1 protein-coding gene and 1 pseudogene are annotated in these 1,789 nt (G+C 79.8%); both read left to right on the top strand.

Annotated features, from left to right (window positions below):
* Positions 1-386, top strand: a pseudogene (locus tag GTR00_RS20125) (hypothetical protein); the annotation flags it as partial.
* On the top strand, positions 383-1,669 hold the full coding sequence (locus GTR00_RS20120) for an AAA family ATPase (RefSeq protein ID WP_205706274.1): 1,287 nt from the start codon (positions 383-385) through the stop codon (positions 1,667-1,669). The pseudogene GTR00_RS20125 and the gene GTR00_RS20120, both read left to right, overlap by 4 nt.
* Positions 1,670-1,789: the final 120 nt, after the last annotated feature.

Here is a 1,789-nt window from a genome sequence, read left to right as displayed (position 1 = left end):
ACCCAGACGTCCGCCAGCGCGCCGGCGACCTCGTCGAGCGGGCGGTCAGCCTGCCGCTGGCCGGCTCCCTGCCCGACGGCGTGCGCACCGGCGCGCTGGCGGACGTCTGGGTGGCGTGGCCCGCCGACACCACCGGCGCCGCGTCCACCTCCCCGTCGGTGCCCGGGAGTCCGGGCACCGACGGGCGGCCCCGCCCCGAGCAGCTGGTGGCCGCCGCCGAGGTCGTCGCCGTGCGGGCGCGCTCGACGGCCCTGGCCTCCACGGGCGGTGCCGACGTGCAGGTGCTGGTGCCGCAGGGCGCCCTGCCCGACGTCCTGCAGGCCCTCGCCGTCGAGGCCGACGTGGTGCTCGTGCCCGTCCCGGGCAGCGCGGCGGGCGCTCCGTGAGCCTGCCGGTGCTGGTGGCCGTGCCCGGGACCCCGGAGGCGCGCATCGTCGCCGGCTGGGAGCCGCTGCGACGCGAGGTCGTCGTGGTCCGCCGGTGCGCCGACCTCGCCGAGGTGCTCGCCGCGGCCGGCGCCGGGCTCGCCCGGGCGGCCGTGCTGGGGGCGGACCTGGCGGGCGCGGACGCCGAGGCCGTGGACGCGCTGGTGCGCCACGGCGTGGGGCTGCTCGTCCTGCTGCCCGACGACGAGCGGGCAACGGCGCTCGAGCACCGCTGGCGCGGCCTCGGCGCCCGGCGCTTCGCGGGCGCGGGGGACGACCCCGCGGTGCTGGCCCGCGCCGCGGTCGCGGCCGCGGAGGCCGTCGGGCGCCCCGCCGTCGCCGACGAGGAGGGGCACGCCCGCACCGGTGTGGTGCACGAGCACGCCGCCGAGCCGGCCGCACCCGGCGCCGGTCCCGGCCGCACGGTCGCGGTGTGGGGGCCGGCGGGCTCGACCGGTCGTTCGACCGTGGCCGTCAACCTCGCCGCCGAGCTGGCCGCGGCCGGGGCCGTCACGGTCCTCGCGGACCTGGACACCCGCGGCGCCTGCGTGGGGCAGCTGCTGGGCCTGCTCGACGACGCGCCCGGCCTGCTGGCGGCAGTGCGCGCCGGCACGGAGGGTCGCCTGGACGCCGGCACCCTGCAACGGCACGCCACCCTGGTGCTTCCCGGGCTGGCGGTGCTGACCGGCTCGCCCGAACCGCGGCGGTGGTCGGAGCTGCGGCCGGTGGGGCTGCGGCGGGTCCTGGAGGTCGCCGCGGGCAGCGCCGACTGGGTGGTGCTGGACCTCAGCGGCGGCCTGGACGACGACGAGGACGGGCTGCGCGACGCGGCGACCGCGGTGGCGCTGGAGGCGGCGGACGTCGTGCTCGTGGTGGGCGGGGCGGACCCGGTCGGCCTGCAGCGGTGGATCCGCACCTGGCAGCGCCTCGAGGAGGTGGCGCCCGGGACACCGGCGGTGGCCGTGCTGTCCCGGGTGCGCGCCTCGGCGGTCGGGGCACCGGCGCACCGGCGCGTCAGCGCCGCCCTGCACCGCTTCGCCGGGGTGAGCGACGCGGTGCTGCTGCCGGAGGACGCGGCCGCCGACGCCGCCGTGCTGGCCGGCCGGACCCTGGGCGAGGTGGCCGCTCGCAGCCCCCTGCGCCGGGCCCTGGAGCAGCTCGCCCAGCAGCTGGAGGACGGGGTCGCCACACCCCTGCTGCCGGGGGCGGCGGAGGAGGCGTTGGGGGTGTTGGGAGCGATTTGACCCGGTGGTGGGCTGTGGTTAACGTGGTGCTCACACCGCGCGGCGGGGAGGAACGGACGGGTCACCGGCCGGTCCCTGGTCCGCGGGTGTCACCCCCCTCTTGTTGGATGATCTCGTGCT

This window comes from Kineococcus indalonis (assembly GCF_009906395.1).
In the GTDB taxonomy this organism is placed as follows: Bacteria; Actinomycetota; Actinomycetes; order Actinomycetales; family Kineococcaceae; genus Kineococcus; species Kineococcus indalonis.
Note: the sequence above shows the minus strand (reverse complement) of the source record. Positions and strands in the feature narration are given on the sequence as shown.